Consider the following 19,363-nt stretch of genomic DNA (forward strand, 5'->3'; position numbering starts at 1 on the left):
GGCAACCCACCGGGTTGCCTGGCAGTACTGCGCCCAGCTCATCTGGGGGAGGCCCCGGTGACCCCGAGGCCTCCCCCCTCAGAAGAGCCCCGTCACCGTGCCGTCGTCGGCCACGTCCATGCGGTCGGCGGCCGGGGAGGCGGGCAGGCCCGGCATCGTCATGACGGCGCCGGTGAGCGCGACGACGAACCCGGCGCCCGTCTTCGCGGAGAGCTCGCGCACGGACACGGTGAACCCCTCGGGCGCGTTCAGGAGCGTGGGGTCGTCCGAGAACGAGTACTGCGTCTTGGCCATGCACACCGGCAGGCGGTCCAGTCCACGAGCGCGCAGCTGCGCGAGCTGCCGCCGGGCCACGGGGCTCAGCTCCGCTCCGGCGCCCCCGTACACGCGGCGGACGACGGCCTGGATCCGCTCCTCCACCTCCATCCCCTCGGTCCACAGCCCGGTCACCGGCGGCGCGGGCTCGCCCGGGGCCGGCAGGTGCTCCCCCAGCAGGCGAGCCAGCTCGAGGGCGCCCTCGCCGCCGCCGCCCCACACGTCCGCGACGGCCACGGGCACGCCGTTCTCCACGCCCCACGCGCGCAGCACGTCGAGCTCGGCGTCGTCGTCCTGCGTGAACCGGTTCACGGCGACGACGACGGGCACCCCGTACGCGCGCATGTTCCCGACGTGCCGCTCGAGGTTCGCCAGGCCGGCCCGCAGGGCGTCCACGTGCTCGGCGCGCACGTCGGCGAGGCCCCGGCCCGAGCGCTCGGCCGCCTCGGCGACGCCCGCCTTCACGTCCGGCAGCGCGATCCCGGCCTGCAGCTTGAGCGCGCGCACCGTGGCGACGACGACGGCGGCCGCGGGCGGGAACCCGCCGGCCACGGCCGTGATGTCCATGAACTTCTGTCCGCCGAGGTCCGCGCCGAACCCGGCCTCCGTGACCACGAGGTCTCCGAGCCGGCGGGCCGTGCGCGTGGCGATCACGGAGTTCGCCCCGTGGGCGATGTTCGCGAAGGGGCCGCCGTGCACGAGCGCGGGCGTGCCGCCGAGCGTCTGCACGAGGTTCGGCTTGATCGCGTCCTTGAGCAGCACGGCCATGGCCCCCTGGGCACCGTTCGGGCCGATCTGGGAGGCGGTGACGGCCTCGCCGTCGTACGTGTAGCCCACCGTGATGCGGCCGAGGCGGGCCTTGAGGTCGGCCAGGTCCGCGGCGAGGCAGAAGACGGCCATGGTCTCGGTCGCCACGGTGATCTCGAAGCCGCCCTCGCGCGGCACGCCCTGCGTGCGGCCGCCCAGGCCCGTGACGACGTCGCGCAGCGTGCGGTCGTTCATGTCCAGGGCGCGCTTCAGGGCGATGGTCCGCGGATCGATGCCCAGCGCGTTGCCCTGCTGCACGTGGTTGTCCACGAGGGCGCAGAGCAGGTTGTGCGCGGAGGTGATGGCGTGGAAGTCGCCGGTGAAGTGCAGGTTGATGTCCTCCATGGGCACCACCTGCGCGCGGCCGCCGCCCGTGGCGCCGCCCTTGATGCCGAACACCGGCCCGAGGGAGGGCTCGCGGAGCGCGACGACGGTGCGGGCTCCGGCGACGGCGTCCGGCGCGTCCGGCTGCTGCGCCAGGAGGTTGAGGCCGTCGGCCAGGCCCACGGTGACGGTGGTCTTGCCCTCGCCGGCCGGCGTCGGGCTGATGCCGGTGACGAGCACGACGCGGCCGCGCTCGGGGGCGGTCAGCGCGTGGACGTCCACCTTGGCCATGTGCCGGCCGTAGGGGATGAGCAGGTCCTCGGCGATCCCGGCCTCGGCCGCGATCTCGGCGATCGGACGGATCGGATGGGCGGCGGCGATCTCGGCGTCGTTCATGGTGCCGATCCTGCCACCTGGCCCTCGCGGGCCGCCGCCCCTCAGCCCTCCGCGCCCTCCTGGGCCTCCGGCTGCTCCGCCCACCAGCGGCGCAGCTCGGCCTCGGCCACATCCGCCTCATGCGGGCCCTCGTCGAGGCGCCACTCGAGCAGGTGCCGGTAGGCCCGCCCGACCACGGGGCCGGGGCGGAGGCCGAGCAGCGCCATGATCTTCTCGCCGTCCAGGTCCGGACGGACGGCCGCCATCTCCTCCGCCTCGGAGATCTCGGCGATGCGCCGCTCGAGGTCGTCGTACGCGTGGGCCAGGGTCTCGGCCTTGCGGCGGTTGCGCGTGGTCACGTCAGAGCGGGTCAGCGCGTGGAGACGCGGCAGGAGGTCCCCGGCGTCGTGCGCGTAGCGGCGCACGGCGGAGTCGGTCCACCCGGCGTCCCCGTACCCGTAGAAGCGCATGTGCAGCTCCACGAGGCGGGCCACGGCCTTGGTGGTGTCGTTGTCGAACTTCAGGGCGCGCAGCCGCTTGCGCACCAGCTTGGCGCCCACGTTCTCGTGGTGCCGGAACGTCACGGCGCCGCCCTTCTCGAAGCGGCGCGTGGCGGGCTTGCCGACGTCGTGCAGCAGCGCGGCGAGGCGCAGGACGACGTCGGGCCGCTCCGGGGAGTACTCCGCCTCCAGCTGGGCGGCCTGCTCGAGCACCGTGAGGGAGTGGTCGTAGACGTCCTTGTGGCGGTGGTGCTCGTCCGTCTCCAGCTTCAGGGCGGGCAGCTCGGGCAGCACGTGCTCGGCCAGGCCGGTGCGGACCAGCAGGTCCAGCCCGCGCCGCGGGTGGGCGCCGCACACGAGCTTCACGAGCTCCTCCCGCACGCGCTCGGCGGAGATGATCGCGATGCGCTCGGCCATGGCCGTCATCGCGGCCTCCACCTCGGGCGCCACCTCGAAGCCGAGCTGGGAGGCGAAGCGGGCGGCGCGCAGCATGCGCAGCGGGTCGTCCGAGAAGGAGTCCTCGGGGGTGCCGGGGGTGCGCAGCACGCCCGCGGCGAGGTCCCGCACGCCGCCGTGCGGGTCCACGAGAGCCATCTCGGGCATGCGCAGGGCCATCGCGTTCACGGTGAAGTCGCGGCGGAAGAGGTCGTCCTCGAGGCTGTCCCCGAAGGCCACCTGCGGCTTGCGGCTCTCCGGGTCGTACTGCTCGGCGCGGTAGGTGGTCACCTCCAGCTGCCAGCCGCCCTTGCGGAAGCCGATCGTCCCGAACCGCCGGCCCACGTCCCACGTGGCGTCCGCCCAGCCGGCGCCCACGGCCTCGGCGGCGTCCGGGTCCGCGTCCGTGGTGAAGTCCAGGTCCCCCGAGTCCCGCCCCAGGAAGAGGTCGCGCACCGGGCCGCCCACGAGGGACAGCTCGTGCCCGGCGCCGGCGAACCTCTCCCCCAGCTCCACGACGACGGCGGGCAGGGAGGCGTCCGCGGGGAAGCCGGGGGGCAGTGCGAGGGAGTCGTGGCTCAGTTCCATGATGCCTACAAGGGTGCCAGACCCTCTCCGCCCCGGCTCCGCGCCCGCCGCGTTAGAGTTGTGGGCATGACCAGCCCCGATCCTTCTGCGCACCGGGGCGCCCCCCTGCCCTCCGCACTGGGGCTGCGACGACGTCGTCCCGAGCCCGTCCGAGCGGAGGTTCCCCCCGTCGTCGCGCCGCGGGCCCCCGGGGCGGCCGGACTGCCCACCGTCGAGGAGGTCTCCGCCGGCGGCATCGTGATCCGCGAGCACGAGGACGGCCTCGAGGTGGCCATCATCGCCCGGTACAACCGCGGCGGACGCCTCGAGTGGTGCCTGCCCAAGGGCCACCCCGAGGGCGCCGAGGACCACCGCCAGGCGGCCGTGCGCGAAGTCGAGGAGGAGACCGGGATCGCCGGGCACATCCTCGAGCCGCTGGGCTCCATCGACTACTGGTTCACCGTGTCCCGCCACCGCGTGCACAAGACCGTGCACCACTTCCTGCTGCGCGCGACCGGCGGCGAGCTGACCATCGAGAACGACCCGGACCACGAGGCCGTGGACGTGGCGTGGGTGCGCCTCGAGGACGTCGCGCGGCGCCTCTCCTTCGCCAACGAGCGCCGGATCGTGGACCTGGCGCGGCGGATCGTGGACCAGCACTTCCCCGCGGGCGGCGCCCGCGACCACCGCCCCTGAACCCCGGCCCCGAGCGCGGGGCCGCCTGAGAACGACGGGTGACCCCCATGAGCAGCAGACCTGCCCCGCGCCGCGCGCTGGAGACCGCCCCGGCCGCCACCCCCACCCAGGACGAGGTGACCGCCGAGGGGGCCGCGCAGACCGCCTCCCCCGGGGCGACGCCCTCGGCGGCCACCGAGGCCACGGCGCCCGCCGACGTCGTGCCGGAGGGCGAGCAGCGCGCCGCCCGCTCCACCGCGATCATGGCCGCGGGAACGCTCGCCTCCCGCGTGCTGGGCTTCGTGCGCACCATCCTGCTGGCGGTCGCGATCGGCTCGACCGCGCTCGTGGCGGACGTCTTCGAGTCCGCGAACACGATCCCCAACGTGATCTACATGCTGCTCGCGGGCGGCATCTTCAACGTGGTGCTCGTGCCCCAGCTGATCAAGCACGCGAAGGACGCCGACCGCGGCGCGGACTACACCTCGCGCCTCATGACCCTGGCGACCCTCGTGATGGCGGCGTTCACGGTGCTGCTGACGCTGGCCGCCGCGCCCCTCATGAGCACCCTCACCGCGGGCTGGTCCGAGCCGATGCTCGCGCTCGGCACGGTCCTGGCCGTCTGGACCCTGCCCCAGGTGTTCTTCTACGGGATGTACGCGATCGTGGGCCAGGTGCTCAACGCCCACGGGCGGTTCGGCGCGTACATGTGGGCGCCCGTGGTGAACAACGTGGTCGCGATCGCCACGATCGTCCTCTACCTCGTGATGTTCGGCCGCTACTCGGGCGGGGACCAGCTCGCGGAGTGGACCACCACGCAGACCATGGTGCTCGCCGGCGGCCACACCCTGGGCATCGTGGCGCAGGCGCTCATCCTGTTCCTGCCCCTGCGGAGGCTCGGCCTGGGCCTGCGCCCCACGTTCGGCTGGAGGGGCATGGGCCTGCGCTCCACGGGCAGGCTCGCGGGCTGGACCCTGCTGACCATGCTGGTCGGCAACGTGGTCAACCTGCTGTGCACCCGCATCGTCACCGGCGCGACGGCGGCCCGCGCGGACGCCTCCGCCCGCATCCCCGGCACGGAGGGCTGGTCCGACGCCTTCGCGCAGGCCGCGGTGCCCGGGCTCCAGGCGTACAACGTGGGCATGCTGATCGCGATCCTGCCGCACTCGGTGTTCGTGATCTCCCTGGCCACCGTGCTCTTCAACCGCCTCACCCGCGCCGTGGGCAGGGGCGACGACGGGGCCGTCCGCGACTCCCTGCGCTCCGGCCTGCGGGCGTTCACGGTGCCGCTGCTCTTCGCCGTGGGCCTCTACGTGGTGCTCGCTGGGCCCCTGGGCCGCATCTTCGGCTCCTCCGCGGACACCGCGCTGGCCTCCGGCGTGGCGATCGGCCAGATCCTCCTCATCCTGGCCGCGGGCCTGCCGTTCCGCTCCGCGAGCTTCTACCTGCTGCGCAGCTTCTACGCGGCCGAGGACGCCCGGACGCCCATGGTCATCCAGGTGACCTCCGCCCTCGGGATGCTGGTGCTCGCGTACGCCGGCGCCTGGGTGCTCCCGGCCTGGTCGTTCGGCCACTGGGTGGCCGCCGTCGGCACGCTCTCCTACGTCTATCAGTTCGTGGTCGCCCACGTGCTGACGGCGCGGCGCATCGGCGACTACGGCCTGGCCTCCGTGGTGGCCGCGCACGCGCAGACCGGCCTGGCGGCCCTCGTGGCCGCGGTGCCGGGCGCGGCGGTGGTGTGGATGCTCGGCGGCTACGACGGCGGCTACGCGTGGGACTCCATCCTGACGGCGCTGCTCACCTGCGCACTGACAGGCGCCGTGATGGCCCCCGTCTACCTGATGGTGCTGCGGGCCCTGCGCTTCCCCGAGCTCGACGACGCGCTGCGGCCGATCGTCAGCCGCGTGCCGGCCCTGGGCCGCGTGCTCGGCTCCCGTTCCCCCTCCGCCCGCTGACCCCGCCCCCGACCCGCCGTGGCGGGCCCCGCCCCAGTATCATCGGGATTCGTCCCCGTCGTCAGGAGAAGACCCCGTGACCCAGCCCCTCGCCGTCGGTTCCGTCCTGGGCGGCCGCTACCGCATCACCGAGCACCTGGTCACGTCCGCGGACCAGAACCTCGTGTTCCTCGGCGCCGACCAGGTCCTCAACCGACGCGTCACCATCCTGGTGGCCTCAAGGGAGGACGCGGCCCAGGTGGCCACCTCCGCACGGGAGCTGGCCACGGGCGAGCGCCAGGACGACGTCCAGGTCCTGGACCTGGGGCTCAGCGAGGGGCGGACCTACCTGATCGCCGGCGGCGGGCCCGACCCGGACGTCCTGCTGGGCCTGGCCTACCCCCAGGAGGTGTTCGTCGAACCGTTCCAGACCGACACCCTGGGCTCGGAGATCTTCGGCGAGGCGCGCCGGGGCGAGGCGCACCGCTACGAGGACGACGAGGACTACTACTCCGACCTCGACCGGCAGCTGCGCGCCGACGAGGAGCAGTCGCGGCGCCGCCCGGGCATCCTGAACCGCATCTCGGACCGCCTCACCGAGCGGATCCGCCCCGCGGACGGCACCGCGGCCAAGGCCGCCGCGGCGGCCTCCGCCCTCGCCGCCGCCGCCGCCGCCACGCGCGCCCGCGTCGAGGAGGTCAAGGCCCGAGAGGAGCGCGCGGCCTCGGAGCAGGCCGACGCCCAGCAGTCTGAGCTGAGGCCGCGGGACGAGCTCACGCAGGAACCCGATCCCACGGAGTCCGTCGCCGTCGTCCAGGCGGACGGCGCCACCGACGCCCCGACGGCGAACGAGGCCGCCGACGCCCCGACCGAGACCCAGGCCGACGCGTCCGAGACCCTCGAGGATGCCGCGGCCACGCCGTCCACGGAGACTCGCGCACCCGCTCCGACGCACCCCGAGGAGCCGTCGGCTGACACCGCGGCCTCCTGGCGGGCCGACGTCGCCGCGGCCACGGTGGCCGCCACCGGCGCCAAGCCGGCGCCGCGCACCCGTCCCGCGCCCCGCCGCGCGCTGCCCGCCTTCACGCCGCTGAGCACCACCCCGGGCACGGAGGGCGGGGAGACGCCCGCAGCGTCGTCCGGGGAGTCCCCCGACGCGTCCCGCGCCCCGCTGACCCCCATCGCTCCCCTGGCCCCCGACGCCCTGCCGCGCGCCGCGGAGGCGGCGGCGCGCCCCGCCGTCGCCCCCGTCCCCGACCACGTCCACGACGCCGAGGCCGGCTCCCGCGCCGAGGCCCCGGAGGGCTCGGGCGGACGGTCGAAGTGGCTGCTGCCCCTGCTGATCCTCCTGGGCCTGCTGGCCGCGGTGGCCCTGGGCTTCCTGCTGCTGAACCAGAACCTGCGCGCCGTGCCGGCGGCGGAGAGCTCCTCCGCCGCCGCACCCCCGGCGGCCTCGTCGTCCCCGGCCTCCTCCCCCGCGGAGACGGCCACCAGCCCGGCCGAGTCCGAGACGCAGTCCCCGGCCGAGTCCGCGGCCCCGGCGGCGAGCTCCCCCGCCGCGACCGGGGGCGCGTCGTCGTCGGAGACGGCCCCCGCCGGGCGCCCCCGAGCCGCGGGCGTGGCCCGGTCCGTCCCGGACATGCCGAGCCTGGAGGACGCCCACGACGGCGAGCTGGGCAGCCTCGTGGACGGCGACACGTCCACGGCCTGGCAGAGCTACACCTACACGCGCCCCAACTTCGGCGGCTATGTGGCCTCGATGGACCTCGCGGTCGCCCTCGAGGAGCCGGCCCGGGTGAACGAGGTCGTGGTCGACCACGCCGGCGGCTCCGGCGGTGCGTTCACGGTGCTCCTGGCGGACTCCCCCGACGGGGAGAACGCCCGCGAGGTCGGCCAGGGGACCTTCGACGCCGACCGCGCCGTGGTCCCGGTGGAAGCCGACGACGCGGCGGCCGGCCACGTGATCCTCCGCATCACCTCCCTGCCCCGCCTGGAGGCCGGGGGCGGCGAGCGCCCGTACGGACTGCGCCTGACGGAGGTCACCGTCCGCTGAGCCGTCCCACGCGGGGCGTCGGGAACCACCCGGGGCGCCCGCGGGCGGAATACCCGGGGCGCGGCCGGCTGTTGTGCCGGGTGAGCGTCCGTCATCCCGACCCCACCTGGAGGAACCCCCGTGGCACCCACCGATCAGGACCCGAGCGTCCGCAACGTCGCCATCATCGGCTCCGGCCCGGCCGGCTACACCGCCGCGATCTACACCGCGCGCGCCCACCTGGAGCCCGTGCTGCTGGCCGGCTCGGTGACGGCCGGCGGCGAGCTGATGAACACCACCGAGGTGGAGAACTTCCCCGGCTTCCCGGAAGGCATCCAGGGCCCGGAGCTGATGGCCAACCTCGAAGCCCAGGCCCGCCGCTTCGAGACGGAGGTGCGCTACGACGACGTCGTGGAGGCCGACCTCACCGCCACCCCCAAGGTGCTCACCCTGGGCGACGGCACGCGGATCAGCGCCCACGCCGTCATCATGACGACCGGCTCGGCCTACCGCGAGCTGGGCGTGGAGGGCGAGAAGCGCCTCTCCGGTCACGGTGTGAGCTGGTGCGCCACGTGCGACGGCTTCTTCTTCCGCGACCAGCACATCGCCGTGGTGGGCGGCGGCGACTCCGCGATGGAGGAGGCCCTCTTCCTCACCAAGTTCGCCTCCAAGGTCACCGTCCTGGTCCGGAAGGACTCGCTGCGGGCCTCGAAGATCATGGCGCGCCGTGCCGAGGAGAACGAGAAGATCGAGTTCCGCTGGAACACCGAGGTCGTCGAACTCGTGGGCGCGGACAAGCTCGAGTCGGTGCGCCTGCGGGACACCGCGACCGGCGAGGAGTCGACCCTGGACGTCACCGGCCTGTTCGTGGCGATCGGCCACGATCCGCGCACCGACCTGGTGCAGGGCCAGCTCGAGCTCACCGAGCACGGCACGATCCGCATCGACCACCCGTCCTCCCGCACGTCGGTGCCCGGCGTCTTCGCGGCCGGCGACGTCACCGATCACAGCTACCGCCAGGCCATCACCGCGGCCGGCTCCGGCTGCGTGGCCGCCCAGGACGTCGAGCACTACCTGGCCACCGTCGCGGACGTGGAGGAGGCCGCCCCGGCCGAGCCGGCCTCCGACAGCGTGCCGGCATGACCGTCTGACGATTGACCCGTGAGGTCTGCGGGACTGCGTCACCCTCGTATCAAAGAACGACCCTGAACCCGTCTCGAACCGAAAACCAGGAGGCTCCCATGAGCACCATCACCGTCACCGATGCCGACTTCCAGCAGAAGGTCCTCGACTCCGAGCTCCCCGTCCTCGTGGACTTCTGGGCGGAGTGGTGCGGCCCGTGCCGCATGCTCGGCCCCGTCCTCGAGGAGATGTCCGACGACTACGAGGGCAAGGTCGTCATCGCCAAGGTGAACGTGGACGAGAACCCGGCCTCGGCCGCCCAGTACGGCGTGACCTCGATCCCGCTGGTCCTCGGATTCCAGGGCGGCCAGAAGGTCGCCGAGTCCGTGGGCGCCAAGCCCAAGGCGGCGCTGGAGAAGGAGTTCTCCGCGCTGCTGGGCTGACCAGTCCCCCGGACTCCCACAGCAGGGCCCCCTCCAGACGGAGGGGGCCCTGCTGTGTCCGCGGACGCGGACCGATGCGCGGTGTGCGGGGTCAGCGGGAGGTGTCTCCCTGGATGACGTCCATGATCCGGTTCAGATCGTCCACCGAGGTGAAGTCGATCGCGATCCGACCCTTCCGCGCGCCCAGCGTGATCTTCACGTTCGTGTCGAGCCGCGAGGTCAGCGCCGTGGCGAAGTGGTCCAGCCGCTCGTGGTGGGCGCTCTCCCCTCGCGTGCGTCGCGCTGCGGGGCCGGGGCGAACCGTGCCCTGGAGCTGCGTGACAGCCTCCTCGGTGGCGCGCACGGAGAGCCCGTCGGCCACGATCCGCTGAGCGAGGCGCTCCATCTCCGCCGGATCGGTGAGGCCCAGCAGAGCGCGGGCGTGGCCCGCGGAGAGTGCTCCCGCGGCCACCCGACGCTGCACCAGGGGAGGCAGGCGAAGCAGGCGCATGGTGTTCGAGATCTGCGGCCGGGAGCGGCCGATCCGCTGCGAGAGCTCGTCCTGGGTGCAGGCGAAGTCCTCCATGAGCTGCTGATACGCGGCCGCCTCTTCGAGAGGATTCAGCTGGGATCGGTGGAGGTTCTCGAGGAGCGCGTCCCGCAGCAGGTCCTGATCCGGGGTGTGCCGGACGATGGCGGGAATGGTCTCGAGCCCGGCCAGCTGGGTGGCCCGCCAGCGGCGCTCACCCATGATGAGCTCGTACGGGACGGCTCCGGAGACCTCACGGACCACCACCGGCTGCAGCACGCCCACCTCGCGGATGGAGGTGACGAGCTCCGCCATGTTCTCCTCGTCGAACACCTCACGCGGCTGCCGCGGGTTCGGCTGGATGTCCCCCACGGGGATCTCCCGCAGCACGGCGATGCTCGTGGGGACGGTGCCCTCGCTCTGCGGTGCAGGACGGGCGGCAGTGGCGCGCCCGGCGGGCGGAGCTTCCGTGGTCGTGGCGCCCGTTGCTCCGGCGTCTGCCGGCTTCGTTCCGGTGTCCGCTCGTCCGGGTTTCTTCGTCGCCGGGGCCTTCACCGTGGGCATGACCGGCCGGCCGCCCCGCGGGGCCTGTCGAGAGACAGGCTCATCGGAGGGCGTCGCTGGGGTGTTTTCGACGGCAGCGGATGCCTCTCCCGACGACTCGGGCTCGGCGGGAGAGGAGAAGAAGACGTCCACGGGACGAGGTCCTGCGGCTCCCCCGCTCTTCTGTGCGGTGCCGGCCTTGGACTGCGGAGCATCGTCCGTGGAAGGGGCGGCCTTCGTCTTGCCCCCAGTGCCGCCTTCACTGTCTGCCTTGTCCGCAGGGCGCGACTTCCGAGCGTTCTCCGTCTTCGGCGTGGCGGCCGAGACGTCCTTGCCGGCCTTGGCGTCGCGCGCCTGCTCGGCGGGAACGAGAGTGGCCTCCTCCCCTGCCTCGGTCTGCTCGATCTCCGGTTCGGCGGTGCTCTGGATCAATGCTCCAAGGCCTCGGCCGAGGCCTCCGCGGCGGCTGGTCTTCACAGGTCCTCCTGGCGAGTGGGGTGGTCGAGGTCAGTCTATGCGCGGCTCTCGCTCTCGGTTGCTGCCTGTTCCTTTCTGCCGCAGCCGCGTTGCGGCCGGAACGACGCCAGCGAGGACGGCCGTCACGGGGTGGGATGTTCCCCGGCAGCTCTGAGGGTCTGTCGTTTCACGTGAAACACCATCCGTGCCCTTCGGCCGCAGGGGAGATTCAGAACTCCGGGGCTATCGACGTACACACTCGGCTGAGGCCCCGCTCCCGTACAGAGACTCGATTCAACAACCAGAAGCGCCTGTACCGGAGTCCTTCAGATGTGCTTCCGCAACTGAGGTCCAGATGTGCCGATGCGGCCCGCAGCTGACGGCCTTACAATCCGTGCCAGGTATCCAGTGCCCAGTGCCCAGCTTCGAACACGGCAGACAACTCCCCAGATCCCGCGATTGGCGGCAGCGGAGATGACCTGCCCCGAGGGAAGTCCGATCCCGTCCATCTGCGGGGATCTACTCCGCCCTAGGTGCCGAGACGAAACGCTCCACGTTTCACGTGAAACATGTCAGGCCAGGTGTATCACGATGCGGTGAATCAGGCAGTTGTTCCGACTCTTGGGCTACGGGCGGACGCGCGCATAGACAAGCACCGGCACGTGCCGATGCATCCGCCTCTCGCGGCCTGACGCTAGCGCCCACCTATGCGCCCGATAGAGGAGGGCTGCCTTCTGTGGAGTGTCGTATCCGGAGGACCACTTCAGGGCGCACCCTTCCACCTGCGTCAGGCCCAGAGGAAGAGCAGAGACTTCACTCAAGGTTCGCCGGATGATCCTCAAATGCATTCTTCAAGGATGGCGATCGGAGCACTCGGAAGGCTTCAGAACCACGGGCCACAGGGCGCGCGAGGTCGAATCGCCCCCTGTTTCACGTGAAACACGGCTGAGGCAGCTGGCCGTCGCCTTCGCTTGCCCATTGCGTTCATCCTTCTCAGTCCCTGCTCACGCCGGAGCCGCAGGTGAACTAGACGGTGCAGGTGTCATCCCCGTTGGGGGAGCGGTCCGTCCAAACGCGAGGTGCCACCCGGCCAGCACCGCTTTCCCAGAACGGCGCAGCACCTGCCGGCACGTCCCCGTGCATACAGTTCCCGGCTCCGCCATTGAGCGCTCGCCTTTCTCGGCGAGAGGAGTCCGAGGGAAATCACGCCCCTTCTGCCTCTGAGTTCGCCACGGGAAATAGCGGGCACAAGGGGAGCAGGGGCCAGTGCTCGGAAGATGCCTGAGCATTGCAGCCGCATTCCACCGTTCACTTCGACCCTCAGACCGCGGCTGGCAACTCGCCATCCACAGCTCCGCGCCTCGTGCACACCCCGGTGTCCACAGGCGAAAGAGTGAGAATAGGCCCCGTTATCCACACGGAGATCTTTCATGAACAGCAATCGACCTGTATGCCAGCAGACTGGTGTCGTCGTTGTCCACAGGAGTTCTCCACATATCAACAGCGGATCCTCCTCCTGCTCCCCGGGGCTCCACGGTCATCCACTCTCCCTCATCCTCTGCGCGGTCGCATGGGATCGACCCGCGGCGCTGGGGGAATGGGCGAGTGGCGAGCAGGGTCTCCGCGGGGATGGCGCGCCCAGCACCGCTCATATGCACTGAGGTCCGTCGCACGCGTGGACCCCGTCACGGTCCGCACAGAAGCGGCACCGCCCGGGGGAGAGGGCGCGACGCCGGCGCCGACTGCTCGTTGCAGAGTGGCCCATGCCTGGGGAGGCGTCCCGCGCCGGATAGGCACGCCTCGAACACCCCGCCGCACCGGGCCCGCGGCCCCGACCGGCACCCACCGGCCCGGGCCCGCCCAGTCCCCTCCCGCGAAGGGTCGACCGTCGAGGATGCCTCACGCGCGGTTTCACGTGAAACGGCGGCGCCCGCAGGCGCCGCCGTCGCTCCTCTTGCCCTGCACGATCAGGACAAACATCAATTCATCGCGTTCGATGTAACGCGGGCCGACCCGTCACAGAGGCGTCGGGGCACCTCGCCCGGCGATCTCGACCGCCGCCTCCCGATACGCCACCGCACCGGCAGACGCCGGGTCGTACGTGAGCACCGTCTGCTGATAGCTCGGGGCCTCGGAGATGCGCACGTTGCGGGGGATGGCGGTCTGGAGCAGCTGCTGGGGGAAGTGGGCCCGGACCTCTTCGGCGACCTGGACCGCCAGGTTGGTCCGCGCGTCGAACATCGTGAGGAGGATGGTCGTGACCTGCAGCCTGCTGTTCAGGTGCTTCTGGATCATCTGCACGTTCTTCAGCAGCTGCGAGAGGCCCTCCAGGGCGTAGTACTCGGCCTGGATGGGGATGAGCACCTCCTCGGCGGCCACGAACGCGTTCACGGTGAGCAGGCCCAGCGAGGGCGGGCAGTCGATGAACACGTAGTCCAGCCGCTCCTGGCCCTGCTCGGCGCGCCATGCCACGTAGCGCTCGAAGGCACGGGAGAGGCGCTGCTCACGGGCCACGAGGGAGACCAGCTCGATCTCGGCGCCGGCGAGCTCGATGGTCGCGGGGACCACCTGCAGCCCGTCGACGTCGGGCGCGTCCTGCACGACGTCCTGGATCTCCATCTCATCGAGCAGCACGTCATACACGGAGGGGACGTCCCCGGCATGGGGGATGTTCAGCGCGGTCGACGCATTGCCCTGCGGGTCGATGTCGATCACCAGCACGCGCATCCCGGCCCGCGCCAGGGCGGCGGCCAGGTTCACCGTGGTGGTCGTCTTGCCGACGCCACCCTTCTGGTTGGACGTGGTGATCACCCGCGTCCGCTCCGGGCGCGCCAGTCGGCGCGCCTTCGGACGGGCGGCCTCCTCGGCGCCCGACTTCTCGGGGGGCCGTCCGGACCACTTCTGGCGCAGGGCCTTCCAGGCCCCACCCCGGCTCTCCTGCTCCTGCGCCATGCGGCTCTTCCTTCCGTGAGGCGGGTACGACGTCGTCGACGGGGATCCGCGCCGGCCCCTCCCGGGGGAGGGGAGGGTCAGCGGGGGCGTCGGGCGGCCACGCGCACCACCGTGGTGGTCTCGGGGAGCAGCCCCTCGCCCAGCGTGAGGATCTCCGGTTCAGCTCCACCATACGTGCGGAGCACTTTCCGGGCCGCGCGGATCTCCTCGGGCGCGGAGCGTCCCTTGATGGCCAGCAGCTCGCCCTCCCCGCGCAGCAGGGGCATGGTCAGGGGCAAAAGGTTCTTCATGGCTGTCACAGCGCGCGCGGTCACGACGTCGGCGCTGACCTCGCCCACCACCTGCTCCGCACGGGCACGGACCACGTCCACGTTCCCCAGGCCCAGGTCCTCGACCACCATGTCCAGCCACTCGACACGCCGCTCGAGGGGCTCGATGAGCACGAACCGGCAGTCCGGGCGAGCCAGCGCGAGGCAGAGCCCGGGCAGCCCGGCGCCCGAGCCGACGTCGGCCACATGCGCGTCCCGGGGCAGCAGCTCCGCGACGACGGCGCAGTTGAGCACGTGCCGCTCCCACAGACGCGGCGCCTCGCGCGGGCCGATCAGGCCCCACTCGATGCCGGTGTCCGCGAGGTGGGCCACGTAGCGCTCCGCGAGGGGCAGAGCGTCCCCGAACAGCTGACGGGCGGGCCCGGCCAGCTCGGCGGTGAGCGGCGGGGCCGGCTGGCCCTCGGGCGCGGGTCGTTCCCCGCGCTCACCCGGGCGCAGCCCGGGCCGCTCCTCGTAGGACGGCGTCGGCGACTCAGGCATCGGCGGACACGACGACGTGGCGCCCAGCGCCCTCGCCGTCCGACTCGGAGGTCAGGGCCGCCTCGGCCACCACGTCGTGCACGATCTTGCGCTCGTAGGCGCCCATGGGCTCCAGGCGCACCGGGCCCTCGCCGTCACGCACGCGCGCGACGGCGTCGGCGGCCAGCGCGCGCACCTCGGCGTCCCGGCGCCGACGGTGCCCGCAGATGTCCAGGATGAGGCGGGAGCGGTGCCCCGTGGACGTCAGCACGGCCAGGCGCGCCAGCTCCTGCAGCGCCTCGAGGGCGCGGCCGTCCTGGCCCACCAGGGCCGCCAGGCGCTCGTCGTCCTCCTCGGACACCACGGAGACGTAGGTCCGGCCGTCGCGCACCTCGATGTCGATGTCCCCGTCGAGGTCGGCGATGTCCAGCAGCTCCTCGATGTAGTCGGCCGCCACCTCGCCCTCCTCCTCGAGGCGGCGCAGGCCGTCCTCCTCGGGTGCCTCGTCCGCGCCGGGAGCGGCGCCGTCGTCGGGCACTGCACCTCCCTCCGGAAGGCGGACGTCCTCCTCGACGGCGGGATCCTGTGCGGGCACGGTCACTTCCTCCTCCGGTTCTTGCGCTGCGGCTGCACGCGCTGACCCGGGCGGAGCGGCTCACCGTTGAGCACGGTGCCGGCGGACGCACCCGAGGTGTGCGCGGAGGACGAGGCGGCCGGGGCCTCGGTGACCTTCTTGCCGACGGGAGGCAGGCCCTTGGCGGCGCGGCGCTCGTTGAGCTCCTGCTCGGCGATCGAGCCGGGGGTGGGGTTGTTGCGGATGATCCACCACTGCTGGCCCACGGCCCAGAAGTTGGAGTACGTCCAGTAGAGAAGCACGCCGATGGGGAAGTTGATGCCGCCGATGCCGAAGATCAGGGGCATCGCGTAGAGCATGATCTGCTGCGTCTGGGCCATGGGACCGGTCAGCGCGGTCTGGCTCATGTTCTTGGACATGAGCATCTTCTGCATGTAGAACATGGAGCCGCTCATGAGCAGGATGAGGACCAGCGCCACGATGAGCACGGGCAGGCCGCCGTCCTGGCCGAACGAGCGCATGAAGGTGTCCGACATGCGGGCGCCGAAGATCGTGGAGCCCTCGAAGGAGCGGATCTGGTCCGCGGAGAGCGCGTCCATGCCCTGGCCCTGCTCGGCGGCGGTCCGCGCGCCGATGAGCACCTGGTAGAGGGCGAAGAAGAACGGCATCTGCACCAGCAGCGGGAGGCACGCGGCGAACGGGTTCGCCTTGTGCTCCTTCATGAGGGCCTGCTGCTCGAGCGCCATGGCCTGGCGGGAGAGCTGGTCCTTCTTGCCCTTGTACTTGGCCTGCAGCTTCTGCAGCTCGGGCTGGATGGCCTGCATGGAGCGCTGGGCGTTGATCTGCTTGACGAACAGCGGGATCAGCAGGGTGCGGATCAGCACCACCAGCAGGAGGATGGACAGCGCCCACGTCCAGCCGGAGTCGGAGGGCATGCCCACCGTCTCCAGCAGGGTGTGGAACGCCCCGAGGATCCAGGACATGAGCCAGCGGAACGGGGCGAGGATGGCTTCGAACATGGGGGTCAATCCTCCGGCTGAGGGTCGGGTGGGACGGGAGGGTGGTTCAGGGAGATGATCCGGGGCTGCCGGCCCGGCGGCCACACGCGTCGGCCTGGCGGCACGGGGTCCACCCCGCCGTCCGCCCACGGGTGGCAGCTGGCGATCCGACGAGCGGTGAGCAGACTCCCCTTCGCGGCCCCGTGCACGTGGACGGCCTCGAGGCCGTAGGCGGAGCAGCTGGGGAAGTACCGGCACACCTGCCCGTACAGGGGCGAGACGGCGAACCGCCAGGCCATGATGACCCACGCGAACAGCGTGGAGGGCAGGGCGCGGAGGGGTCCCCATTCCCGCGCGGGCTCGCGCACCGTGAACGGTGAGGAGGCGGTGGCCATCAGGCCTCCTTCGCGAGGGGCGGCGGCGGGGGGAGGGGAGAGGGGTCCGCAGTCAGGCCGCGGGTGCGCAGCGCCTTGGCGAGGGCGCTGCTCACGTCTCGGCGCAGCGTGGCGTGGTCCGCGTCGGCCGCGGCGGGCAGGGCCCGCACCTGGACGAGCACGGGCAGCCCCCGAAGGGCCGGGGTCTCGAACTCGTGGCGGACGATGTCCCGCAGGCGGCGCTTGACGCGGTTGCGGACGACCGCGTTCCCCACGGACTTGGAGACGACGAACCCGGCCCGCGGTCGCTGAGGCGTGCTCAGCGTCGAGGGCCGGGTCAGCGCAGGGTCCAGGGCGAGGGACACCACGACGCTCCGACGGCCGACCCGGGTGCCGGTGCGGCCGATGTGGCGGAACTCCGCGGGGGTCCGGACGCGCCGGTCTCGGGGCAGCACGGCGCGCGTCAGCCCTGGAGGCGCCTGATCAGGCGGACAGCTCCGCGCGGTTCTTGCCGCGGCGGGCGGAGAGGATGGCGCGGCCGGCGCGGGTGCGCATGCGGGCGCGGAAGCCGTGCTTGCGGGCGCGGCGGCGGTTGTTGGGCTGGAAGGTGCGCTTGCTCACTGTGATCACTCCACGACGTGTTGTGTGTGCCTGCGACCGCCGACCTGAACAGGTGAACCAGGGGGATGGACCGGTGAGGCTCTGACATGAAATCCCCGGCGGGCACGATGGATCGACAGCCCGGGGGACCAGGCAACTCTAGTTCCCACGGACGCGCGGGTCAAACGGGTGCGCGGGCGAGCCCGGGCGCGCGGGGCGGGCGGGCGGGGTCGTCCACAGGAGGATAAGGGTTGTCCACCGACTGTGCACAACCCTGTGGACAGTCGCTAGACTCCCCTCACCGAGTCCGAAGGACGCCGTTCGCCGCAGTCTCCTCACCATTGGTGGGCTGCCCCAGGAAAGGAAGTCTCCGTGGTGGCAGATCAGGCCGTGCTGACGTCGTGGCGCTCCGTCGTGAGCACGCTGGAGGACGACGCGCGGGTCAGCGCACGTCTCATGGGCTACGTCTACCTGGCCCAGCCGCAGGGGCAGATCGGCAACACCCTCCTGCTGGCGGTGCCCAACGAGACCACCCGCGAGACGCTCCAGAGCGCCCAGGTGGCCGAGGCCCTGACGGACGCCCTCACCGCGGTGTTCCGCGAGGAGATCCTGCTCGCCATCTCCATCGACGCGAACCTGCAGCCGCCCCGCACCCCCGAGCCGGAGGCCCGCCGCTCCGCCCTCGCCGGCGAGCCCGTGAGCGCCGAGCCGACCCCGGACCCCGACTCCCGGCCCGGCCGTCGCGCGGTCGCCGCCGAGCTCCCCGGCTTCGAGCGTCGCCAGGAGGACCCCGCGCCCGAGGCCCCGGCCCCGGGCGGTCCCGCCGCCGGCACGCCCACGCCGGCGCCGCCGTCGACCTCGGCCGAGACGAGCCGCCTCAACGAGCGCTACCACTTCGAGACGTTCGTGATCGGCTCCTCCAACCGCTTCGCCCACGCCGCGGCGAACGCCGTGGCGGAGGCGCCGGCGAAGGCCTACAACCCGCTCTTCATCTACGGCGAGTCCGGCCTGGGCAAGACGCACCTGCTGCACGCGATCGGGCACTACGCCCGCCGCCTCTACCCGGGCCTGCGCGTGCGCTACGTGAACTCCGAGGAGTTCACCAACGACTTCATCAACTCCATCCGCCATGACGAGGGCGCCTCGTTCAAGCAGCTCTACCGCAACGTGGACATCCTGCTGATCGACGACATCCAGTTCCTGGCGGACAAGGAAGCGACCGTGGAGGAGTTCTTCCACACCTTCAACACGCTCTACAACAACAACAAGCAGGTGGTCATCACCTCGGACCTGCCGCCCAAGCAGCTCTCCGGGTTCGAGGACCGCCTGCGCTCCCGCTTCGAGTGGGGCCTGATCACGGACATCCAGCCGCCGGACCTGGAGACCCGCATCGCGATCCTGCGCAAGAAGGCGGAGGCCGAGGGGCTCGTGGCCCCGCCGGAGGCCCTCGAGTACATCGCCTCCCGCATCTCCACCAACATCCGAGAGCTCGAGGGCGCCCTCATCCGCGTGACGGCGTTCGCCTCGCTGAACCGTCAGCCGGTGGACATCGAGCTGGCCGAGCACGTCCTCAAGGACCTCATCACGGACGACTCGGCGCAGGAGATCACGCCGGAGCTGATCCTCCACGCGACGGGGGAGTACTTCAACCTCACCCTCGAGGAGCTGACCAGCAAGTCCCGCACACGCACGCTCGTGACGGCGCGCCAGATCGCCATGTACCTGCTGCGCGAGCTGACCGAGATGTCCCTGCCGAAGATCGGCCAGGAGCTCGGCGGACGCGACCACACCACCGTGATGCACGCAGACCGCAAGATCCGCGAGCTCATGGCCGAGCGTCGCACGATCTACAACCAGGTGACCGAGCTCACCAACGAGATCAAACGCAAGCAGCGCGGCGCCTGAGGGACGTCCGATCCCCTTCAACCGGAGCCTGAGACTCCATCCACATTGTCCACCACTGTGGACAACCCTGTGGAGAAGCGCCCCCACTGTGGACAACGCGCGCCCCGTCCCCGCGGGATCCCCGCGCCGATTCCGA

16 protein-coding genes are annotated in these 19,363 nt (G+C 72.0%); 6 read left to right on the plus strand and 10 right to left on the minus strand.

Translation table 11 applies throughout. The features are described 5' to 3' along the window. Positions 1–78: 78 nt before the first annotated feature. A complete protein-coding gene (locus LG274_RS08325; protein ID WP_404463896.1) occupies positions 79–1,842 on the minus strand; it encodes a formate--tetrahydrofolate ligase in 1,764 nt (587 codons plus the stop codon). A 41-nt stretch (positions 1,843–1,883) separates the two neighbouring features. Beyond that, a complete protein-coding gene (locus LG274_RS08330) occupies positions 1,884–3,344 on the minus strand; it encodes a CCA tRNA nucleotidyltransferase (RefSeq protein WP_404463898.1) in 1,461 nt (486 codons plus the stop codon). A 66-nt stretch (positions 3,345–3,410) separates the two neighbouring features. Here LG274_RS08330 and LG274_RS08335 point away from each other — a divergent pair, with 66 nt between their 5' ends. The 5 genes from LG274_RS08335 to trxA all read left to right on the plus strand — a co-directional run bounded on the left by LG274_RS08335 (position 3,411) and on the right by trxA (position 9,529). Then, the gene (locus LG274_RS08335) at positions 3,411–4,019 is read left to right on the plus strand and encodes an NUDIX hydrolase (RefSeq protein WP_248116752.1); all 609 of its coding nucleotides are present in this window, start codon (positions 3,411–3,413) and stop codon (positions 4,017–4,019) included. 47 nt (positions 4,020–4,066) lie between these two features. Continuing rightward, positions 4,067–5,953 carry a murein biosynthesis integral membrane protein MurJ gene (gene murJ, locus LG274_RS08340; RefSeq protein ID WP_404463900.1) on the plus strand — a complete coding sequence of 629 codons (1,887 nt, stop codon included), beginning with the start codon at positions 4,067–4,069 and terminating at the stop codon, positions 5,951–5,953. Positions 5,954–6,029: 76 nt separating this feature from the next. After that, positions 6,030–7,985: a hypothetical protein gene (locus LG274_RS08345; protein ID WP_404463902.1), complete on the plus strand. Its 1,956-nt coding sequence runs from the start codon at positions 6,030–6,032 to the stop codon at positions 7,983–7,985. 120 nt (positions 7,986–8,105) lie between these two features. Continuing rightward, entirely contained in the window at positions 8,106–9,107 is a 1,002-nt protein-coding gene (gene trxB, locus LG274_RS08350) for a thioredoxin-disulfide reductase (RefSeq protein ID WP_366370832.1), read from the plus strand. 98 nt (positions 9,108–9,205) lie between these two features. After that, positions 9,206–9,529: a thioredoxin gene (gene trxA, locus LG274_RS08355; protein WP_248116745.1), complete on the plus strand. Its 324-nt coding sequence runs from the start codon at positions 9,206–9,208 to the stop codon at positions 9,527–9,529. Positions 9,530–9,620: 91 nt separating this feature from the next. On the opposite strand, the gene LG274_RS08360 is transcribed toward trxA, so the two are convergent. The 8 genes from LG274_RS08360 to rpmH form a co-directional block, all read right to left on the minus strand. Beyond that, positions 9,621–11,012: a ParB/RepB/Spo0J family partition protein gene (locus tag LG274_RS08360; protein WP_404463905.1), complete on the minus strand. Its 1,392-nt coding sequence runs from the start codon at positions 11,010–11,012 to the stop codon at positions 9,621–9,623. Positions 11,013–13,052: 2,040 nt separating this feature from the next. Further along, positions 13,053–13,988, minus strand: coding sequence for a ParA family protein (locus LG274_RS08365; protein WP_248116739.1), 936 nt, complete (start codon positions 13,986–13,988; stop codon positions 13,053–13,055). Positions 13,989–14,065: 77 nt separating this feature from the next. Further along, positions 14,066–14,797: a 16S rRNA (guanine(527)-N(7))-methyltransferase RsmG gene (rsmG, locus tag LG274_RS08370; RefSeq protein WP_248116737.1), complete on the minus strand. Its 732-nt coding sequence runs from the start codon at positions 14,795–14,797 to the stop codon at positions 14,066–14,068. Beyond that, the gene (locus LG274_RS08375; RefSeq protein WP_404463908.1) at positions 14,790–15,371 is read right to left on the minus strand and encodes a protein jag; all 582 of its coding nucleotides are present in this window, start codon (positions 15,369–15,371) and stop codon (positions 14,790–14,792) included. The genes rsmG and LG274_RS08375 overlap by 8 nt, the downstream gene beginning before the upstream one ends. Before the next feature lie 2 nt (positions 15,372–15,373). Beyond that, positions 15,374–16,369, minus strand: coding sequence for a membrane protein insertase YidC (yidC, locus tag LG274_RS08380; protein WP_248116735.1), 996 nt, complete (start codon positions 16,367–16,369; stop codon positions 15,374–15,376). A gap of 5 nt (positions 16,370–16,374) precedes the next feature. After that, positions 16,375–16,743 carry a membrane protein insertion efficiency factor YidD gene (yidD, locus tag LG274_RS08385; RefSeq protein WP_248116733.1) on the minus strand — a complete coding sequence of 123 codons (369 nt, stop codon included), beginning with the start codon at positions 16,741–16,743 and terminating at the stop codon, positions 16,375–16,377. Next, a complete protein-coding gene (rnpA, locus tag LG274_RS08390) occupies positions 16,743–17,177 on the minus strand; it encodes a ribonuclease P protein component (protein WP_404463911.1) in 435 nt (144 codons plus the stop codon). The genes yidD and rnpA overlap by 1 nt, the downstream gene beginning before the upstream one ends. 28 nt (positions 17,178–17,205) lie before the next feature. Next, positions 17,206–17,343, minus strand: a complete 138-nt coding sequence (gene rpmH, locus LG274_RS08395; protein ID WP_248116729.1) for a 50S ribosomal protein L34 — start codon at positions 17,341–17,343, stop codon at positions 17,206–17,208. A gap of 351 nt (positions 17,344–17,694) precedes the next feature. On the opposite strand from rpmH, the gene dnaA reads away from it, so the two are divergent. Continuing rightward, a complete protein-coding gene (dnaA, locus tag LG274_RS08400; RefSeq protein ID WP_404463913.1) occupies positions 17,695–19,227 on the plus strand; it encodes a chromosomal replication initiator protein DnaA in 1,533 nt (510 codons plus the stop codon). Positions 19,228–19,363: the final 136 nt, after the last annotated feature.

Origin of the sequence: Micrococcus antarcticus (assembly GCF_044872765.1) — a bacterium.
Classification (GTDB): domain Bacteria; phylum Actinomycetota; class Actinomycetes; order Actinomycetales; family Micrococcaceae; genus Micrococcus.

Coding starts and splice junctions, on each gene's coding strand:
- murJ (WP_404463900.1), top strand. CDS start 4,067: ATGAGCAGCAGACCTGCCCCGCGCCGCGCGCTGGAGACCGCCCCGGCC.
- LG274_RS08325 (WP_404463896.1), bottom strand. CDS start 1,842: ATGAACGACGCCGAGATCGCCGCCGCCCATCCGATCCGTCCGATCGCC.
- yidC (WP_248116735.1), bottom strand. CDS start 16,369: ATGTTCGAAGCCATCCTCGCCCCGTTCCGCTGGCTCATGTCCTGGATC.
- LG274_RS08330 (WP_404463898.1), bottom strand. CDS start 3,344: ATGGAACTGAGCCACGACTCCCTCGCACTGCCCCCCGGCTTCCCCGCG.
- rsmG (WP_248116737.1), bottom strand. CDS start 14,797: ATGCCTGAGTCGCCGACGCCGTCCTACGAGGAGCGGCCCGGGCTGCGC.
- LG274_RS08335 (WP_248116752.1), top strand. CDS start 3,411: ATGACCAGCCCCGATCCTTCTGCGCACCGGGGCGCCCCCCTGCCCTCC.
- LG274_RS08365 (WP_248116739.1), bottom strand. CDS start 13,988: ATGGCGCAGGAGCAGGAGAGCCGGGGTGGGGCCTGGAAGGCCCTGCGC.
- trxA (WP_248116745.1), top strand. CDS start 9,206: ATGAGCACCATCACCGTCACCGATGCCGACTTCCAGCAGAAGGTCCTC.
- yidD (WP_248116733.1), bottom strand. CDS start 16,743: ATGGCCACCGCCTCCTCACCGTTCACGGTGCGCGAGCCCGCGCGGGAA.